This window comes from Bradyrhizobium sp. ORS 375, from assembly GCF_000239775.1.
GTDB lineage: Bacteria > Pseudomonadota > Alphaproteobacteria > Rhizobiales > Xanthobacteraceae > Bradyrhizobium.
The window spans coordinates 1-5,900 of record NZ_CAFI01000219.1 but is presented as its reverse complement, the minus strand read 5'-3'; the positions used below and the strand labels follow the sequence as shown (position 1 = coordinate 5,900).

Sequence of the window (5,900 nt, the reverse complement as noted above, 5' to 3'; positions counted from 1 at the left end):
CTGGCTGACGGTGCGGAAGATCGACTTCGCCGCCGCCGGATCGCCGCTGACGCTCTGCGCCAGCTTGGCGTAGCGCGCATTGGCGCGCACCACGGCGCCGCCGCGGTCGACGGTCGCGATCGCCATCGGCGTGTGGTCGAAGAAGCGCATGAAGCGCACCTCGGCGGCGCGCTCCGGATCGGAGCGCTCGTCGCGGGCGCGGCTGATGACCAGGGTGCGCGAGGCGCCGGGCTTGCCGTCGGCGCCGAAGGCGAGCTTGTGATAGAGCCGCGCCGGCATGGTCTTGCCGCCGCGCATCTTCAGGTCGATGTCGAACACCTCGGTGCGCACCTCGCCGGGCACCGCGACGATCGAGGTCAAGAGCGAGGCGCCGTCGCCGGAGACGACGTCGGCGAGCTTCAGCCCGCCGGAACCGATCTCGGCGAGATCGTAGTCGAGCCAGTTGGCGAGCGTGGCGTTGACGTAGACCAGGCTGCCTTCCGGATTGACCGAGAAGAAGCCGCACGGCGCATGGTCGAGATATTCGATCGCGTGCTGCAGCTCCTGGAACACGTCCTCCTGGCGCTCGCGATCCCGGGTGATGTCGGCGATCGACCACACCGCGTAGCGGGCGTAGCGCTTGGTCTGGCCGAGCGGACGTACGCGCATGCGCAGCCAGCGGCCCTGGCCGCCTTCGGAGGCGGTGATCCGCACCTCCTCCTGCTGCCGCTTGCCCTCGCGCGCCGCCTTCAAGAGGCGGAACACGGCTTCGGAGACGTCGGGATTGCCGATGAAGACGCGCTCCACCGGGCGCGCCTCCTGCGCGCTCGCAGCTCCGGTCATGCTGAGATAGGCGGCGTTGGCGTAGACGACGTGGCCCCGCGCATCGGTCACCGCAAGCCCGTCGAACGCGTGATCGGCGATCGCGCCCATCACAGGATCATCGGTTGACTTGTCGGCAAAGCGGACGATGCCGGCGGCGAAGGCGAACAGGTTGAACAGCCCGACGGTGGCGAGCAGCGACAGCAAGCCGAGGATGTAAGGCTGCGCCTGGTTGCGGCCGATCGTCATCAGCGCGATCGCGACCGCGACGAGGCCGAACGCCACCAACAGGATCAGCAGAATGCTGCCGCTGCGGCGCGGCCGCTCCGGCAGGTTCACCTGGTCCGGTGACGCTTCGTTGTCTTTCTCGGCGCTCATGGCTTGAGGACGCGACCTGTCGGCTGGGAGCCCCAGCCTGTTCACGCGGCTCCCGCTTCCACCTGCCTGAATCGACGGGTCAAGCGCAAGCCCGTCAAGCCGATATTCCATGATTTATCCGTATTTTGCGGCCCGTTCCGGGACCGAATCGATTGTCATCGCGGACGCCCCGAGAGGTTGCGCCGCAGCCCCATCACGTAGCCGATGATCTCCGCGACCGCATGATAATGTTCCACCGGGATCTCCTCGTCGATCTCGACAGTGGCATACAGCGCGCGCGCCAGCGGCACGTTCTCGACGATCGGAATGTCGTGCGCCTTGGCGATCTCGCGGATCTTGAAGGCGATGTTGTCGACGCCCTTGGCGACGCAGACCGGCGCCGACATGCCGCGCTCGTAGGACAGCGCCACCGAATAGTGGGTCGGGTTGGTGATGATCACGGAGGCCTTGGGAACCGCCGCCATCATGCGCTTCTTCATGCGCTGCTGGCGGATCTGCCGGATGCGGCCCTTGACGTGCGGGTCGCCTTCCGACTGCTTGAACTCCTCCTTCATCTCCTGCAGCGACATCTTCTGGCGCTCGTACCACTGCCGGTACTGGAACAGATAGTCGCCGATCGCGACCAGCGCGAGCAGCGCGACCACCGAGCCCATCAGATGCGTGGTCAGCGAGATCGTCACGCCGAGCAGCTCGGCGACGTCCATGTGCAGCAGCGATTCCAGCCGCAGCCGCTCCGGCCACAGGATCATCACCATGACCGTGCCGAGCAGCACCAACTTGAAGAGACCCTTGGCGAAGTTGGCCGCGGCCTGCTTGCCGAACAGCCGCTTGGCGCCGGCGAGCGGCGAGATCTTGCTCAGGGAAGGCTTCAGCGGCTCGCCCGACCACACCAGGCGGTGCTGCATCATGTTGCCTGCGACCGCGGCCAGCATCACCATCAGGATCGGAACCCCGATCGCGGCGATGACGGCGAAGGACAGGCTGCGCGCCAGCGCCAGCAGCCCGGCGCCGTCGGTATGGATCATCCAGGAATTGGCGATGAGATTGCGCATCGGCACAAGCACGGCGGTGCCGATCGAACCGGAGAAGCTCGTCATCACCAGCGTCGCCGCGGCGATCACGAACCAGGTGTTGAGCTCCTGGCTCTTGACGACGTCGCCACGCTCCAGCGCCTGGTCGAGGCGTTTTTGCGTCGGGTCTTCTGTTTTGTCCTCGGTATCACCCTCCTCGGCCATCGGTCAGGCTCCCCTCACCGCGGCATCAGCTCGTGGAGGACGCCTTCGAAATAGCCGAGAAACGTGCCCATCATCGCGGTCAGCACCAGGGCGAAGATGAGAAATCCGATCAGGATCGAGAGCGGCGCGCCGACGAAATAGACCTGCATCTGCGGCATCAGCCGCGCCAGCACGCCAAGCCCGATGTTGAAGACCAGACCGAACACCAGGAATGGCGCCGATAATTGCAGGCCGATCTTGAAGGCCGCCGCAAAGGCCTTGGTCGCCAGCGAGGCGACGTCGCCGCTGGGAATGAGCTCCCCAGGTGCGAAGATCTTGTAGCTGTCGCTCAACGCGGCAATGACCAGGTGATGGCTGTCGGTCGAGAACAGCAATGTCACGCCGAGCATGGTGAGAAAGTTGCCGATCAGGACGCCCTGCTGGCCCTGCGTCGGATCGACCGCGGTGACGAAGCCGAGCCCCATCTGCTGCGCGATCACCGAGCCCGCGACCTGCAGCGCCGACAAGGTCACCCGCGCGGTGGCGCCGAGCACGATCCCGATCACGATCTCGTGCACCATCATGACGACCAGCGGCGACAGCGCCTGCAGATCGACCTGATAGGCTTGCCGGTTGAGCGGCAGCACGATCATCGTCAGCAGCAGCGCGGTCGCGAGCTTGATGCGGACCGGAATGTTGACCTCGCCGAGACCCGGCAGCAGCATCACCATCGCCGCGATGCGCGCGAAGGCGAGCATGAACACCGCCGCCAAGGTCGGAAGAAACGAGATGTCGATGCGCATCGTCTGCGGTCCCGGCGCCGCCGGCCGCAAGCTGCGGCACGCCGGTCTGCAGAGCGCCAAGCCAAGAGGCCGTCAGCGCCCGATCGAAAAGAGCAGCGCCCCCCGCACCGCTCCTCACGACCGGTCGCAGCGCCCTTTTAAGGGACAGCTCTGCCGCGCCGGACATTGCCTCATCCGCCGATGATTCGCGACGAGATCCGCATCATGTGCTGATGCAGCGCATCGGCCATGAACGGCAGCCCGAGCAGCAGCGTAACGAAGATCGCGATGATCTTCGGAACGAACACCAGCGTCTGCTCCTGGATCTGGGTGAGCGCCTGGAACAGCGAGACGACCACGCCGACGACGAGCCCGACCACCATCAGCGGCGAGGACACCAGCACGATGGTCCAGATCGCATCGCGCGCCACATCGAGCGTTTCGGCTCCGGTCATGTCCTGTCGTCCCTGATGATCGCGGGCGCCGTTCGAGCGCCTCCTGTTGCATACGGCTCCGGCTCATCCGGCCCCGCAGATCGTGTGACGTGACGCGCGCCGGCGCGTCACGTCGTCAGCGCTCGCAGGCGAGCTCAGATCGTCATCTTCATTACGTCTTCATAGGCCTGGATCACGCGGTCGCGCACCGACACCAGCGTCGACACCGCAACGTCGGTCTCGGCAACAGCGGTGACCACGTCCATCACGTTCGCCTTGCCCGAGGCCATCGCGACCGCCTGGCTGTCGGACTTGCGCCCGCTCTCCACGACGCTGCCGATCGCATCCTTCAGCACCGAGCTGAAGGACGGACCACCCTTGTCGGCGCCGGCGCCATTGCCGAGGACGTCGCGCACGCGGGCGAGACCACCGAACGCGCCGCCCGACCCGCTGGTATCGAGCACGCGGGCGGAATTCGCATAGGCATTCGCTGCGGAAATTGGGGAGGCCATGACTTTCGTTCCTGTCCTAGGTCTTCAGAATGTCGAGCGTTCGTTGGATCATGCGGCGGGTGGCGCCGATGATGTTCAAATTCGCCTCGTAGGACCGCTGTGCATCACGCATGTCGGTCATCTCGATGAGCGGATTGACGTTGGGGTACTTGACATTGCCGGACGCGTCCGCGGCCGGGTTACTGGGGTCGTATTTGACGCGGAACGAAGACTGATCGGGCACCACCTTGCCGAGCGTCACGACCTTGGCGTCGAGCGCGCGGTCGAGAGCCGAGCTGAAGGTCGGGACCTTGCGGCGATAGGGATCGCCGCCGGCCTTGGCGGCGGTGGAATCGGCATTGGCGATGTTCTCGGAAATGACGCGCATCCGCCCGGCCTGCGCGCGCAGGCCTGACGTCGCGATGGTCATCGAGCGCAGGAAATCGCTGGAATCGTTTGCCATGCGTGTCGGTCTCCGTCCTCAAGATCTCGGGCTCAGCCCTTGCCGATCGCCGTCTTCAACAGATGCAGGCTCTTGCCGTAGAGCGATGTCGCCGCGGCGTAGTCCATCTGGTTGGCGGACACCTTCAGCATCTCTTCCTCGAGGCTGACGGCATTGCCCGCCGGCCGCGTCTGAAATCCCACCTTGCGGTTCTGGTCGAAGCTCGCGCTGCCGCCGGACGACGGCGCGATGTGCGAAGCGCTGGTGCGCGTCAAGGACAGCGAGGCGAAACCTCCGACCGCATGCCCGGTCGAATCGAATTTCGGCTCGACCAGATCCTTGGGCTTGAAGTTCGGCGTGTCCGAGTTGGAGACGTTTTCGGACAGCACGCGCTGGCGCTCCTGGTGCCACTGCATCTTGGTGCGCAACGCCGACAGCACGGGAAGATCATTGATGGACATGGCGGCGCTCGGTTGTGTCCGACTACCGGACGGATTCGATAGGTAGAAATTGCCGTGCATATGGTTAATGGAGAGTTAAGAAAGGCCAGGTCGCCCCCCGGGACTATCCCGGGGTTTTGACACTTTCTTAGGAAAGTGCGGGGCTTTCGATTGATCGATGCACCAATCCGGGACGGTGGGCGCAGCCAAGAAGTCGTTTTGGCCCGGCCGATTCATGGGTTATTAAGATACCGAGCGGCAGATCCTGCCGTTTTGCGTTAACGGGTTGGTTCCGGTTCTGAAGGCCTCGTTCACTGACGCTTGCGTGTTGGCAGACTTGCGTGTCGGCAAACTTGCGTGTCGGACAGGAGAGACTTCGAAAGGACGCGGTATTTGCCGGGGACAGAGATGCAGGCGCTGACGTTCTTTTTTGCATTCGTAGCCGTGCTGGCGTTGATCGGCCTTGCCGCATGGCTGGTCCGTCGATTCGCCGGCAATCGCCTCGGCACCAATCCGAATCGCGGCCGCATGCCCCGGCTCGCCGTGATCGATGCAGCCGCCGTCGACGGCCGCCGCCGCCTCGTGCTGGTGCGTCGGGATAACATAGAGCATCTCCTGATGATCGGCGGGCCGACCGACATCGTGGTCGAGTCCAACATCGTGCGCGCGATGCCGGCACGCGAGCAGCTGCCGCAGCGGCCGGGCCTCAATGCCGATCAGCCCGCGGCACGCATCGCGCCGGTGCAGGACATGCCGACCTGGAATGAACCCGAAACCAAGCCCGAGCCGGCCGAGCTGGCCGAGGCGCCGGTTCCGGAACTGCCGCAACGTCCGCAGCGTCCATCGTTCATCGACGAGGTCCGCCGCACCGCCCCGGCCGCCGCCGAGCGGCGCGAGCCGCCGCCGCCCTTCCCACCG

General features: G+C 65.3%; 8 protein-coding genes. 1 reads left to right on the top strand and 7 read right to left on the bottom strand.

What is annotated here, in order from left to right:
* The 7 genes from BRAO375_RS18315 to flgB all read right to left on the bottom strand — a co-directional run.
* Positions 1–1,179, bottom strand: a 1,179-nt coding sequence (locus tag BRAO375_RS18315; protein ID WP_035640989.1) for a PAS domain-containing protein, incomplete at its 3' end; no start/stop codon positions are given.
* Between the two features lie 155 nt (positions 1,180–1,334).
* On the bottom strand, positions 1,335–2,414 hold the full coding sequence (gene flhB, locus BRAO375_RS18310) for a flagellar biosynthesis protein FlhB (protein ID WP_009028946.1): 1,080 nt from the start codon (positions 2,412–2,414) through the stop codon (positions 1,335–1,337).
* A 14-nt stretch (positions 2,415–2,428) separates the two neighbouring features.
* The gene (fliR, locus tag BRAO375_RS18305) at positions 2,429–3,196 is read right to left on the bottom strand and encodes a flagellar biosynthetic protein FliR (protein WP_009028945.1); all 768 of its coding nucleotides are present in this window, start codon (positions 3,194–3,196) and stop codon (positions 2,429–2,431) included.
* A 170-nt stretch (positions 3,197–3,366) separates the two neighbouring features.
* Complete coding sequence (gene fliQ / locus BRAO375_RS18300) at positions 3,367–3,630, bottom strand: flagellar biosynthesis protein FliQ (RefSeq protein ID WP_009028944.1); 264 nt, start codon at positions 3,628–3,630, stop codon at positions 3,367–3,369.
* Between the two features lie 134 nt (positions 3,631–3,764).
* Positions 3,765–4,121 carry a flagellar hook-basal body complex protein FliE gene (gene fliE / locus BRAO375_RS18295; RefSeq protein ID WP_009028943.1) on the bottom strand — a complete coding sequence of 119 codons (357 nt, stop codon included), beginning with the start codon at positions 4,119–4,121 and terminating at the stop codon, positions 3,765–3,767.
* Between the two features lie 16 nt (positions 4,122–4,137).
* Positions 4,138–4,563 (bottom strand): flagellar basal body rod protein FlgC, encoded by a 426-nt coding sequence (gene flgC, locus BRAO375_RS18290; protein ID WP_009028942.1) that lies wholly within the window; start codon positions 4,561–4,563, stop codon positions 4,138–4,140.
* A gap of 32 nt (positions 4,564–4,595) precedes the next feature.
* Complete coding sequence (gene flgB, locus BRAO375_RS18285) at positions 4,596–5,003, bottom strand: flagellar basal body rod protein FlgB (protein WP_009028941.1); 408 nt, start codon at positions 5,001–5,003, stop codon at positions 4,596–4,598.
* Between the two features lie 387 nt (positions 5,004–5,390).
* On the opposite strand from flgB, the gene BRAO375_RS18280 reads away from it, so the two are divergent.
* Positions 5,391–5,900, top strand: a 510-nt coding sequence (locus BRAO375_RS18280) for a flagellar biosynthetic protein FliO (protein WP_035640985.1), incomplete at its 3' end; no start/stop codon positions are given.

Excerpts from the sequence above, each read along its gene's own strand:
- fliE (WP_009028943.1), bottom strand. The coding sequence starts at position 4,121 with ATGGCCTCCCCAATTTCCGCAGCGAATGCCTATGCGAATTCCGCCCGC.
- fliR (WP_009028945.1), bottom strand. The coding sequence starts at position 3,196 with ATGCGCATCGACATCTCGTTTCTTCCGACCTTGGCGGCGGTGTTCATG.
- flhB (WP_009028946.1), bottom strand. The coding sequence starts at position 2,414 with ATGGCCGAGGAGGGTGATACCGAGGACAAAACAGAAGACCCGACGCAA.
- fliQ (WP_009028944.1), bottom strand. The coding sequence starts at position 3,630 with ATGACCGGAGCCGAAACGCTCGATGTGGCGCGCGATGCGATCTGGACC.
- flgC (WP_009028942.1), bottom strand. The coding sequence starts at position 4,563 with ATGGCAAACGATTCCAGCGATTTCCTGCGCTCGATGACCATCGCGACG.
- flgB (WP_009028941.1), bottom strand. The coding sequence starts at position 5,003 with ATGTCCATCAATGATCTTCCCGTGCTGTCGGCGTTGCGCACCAAGATG.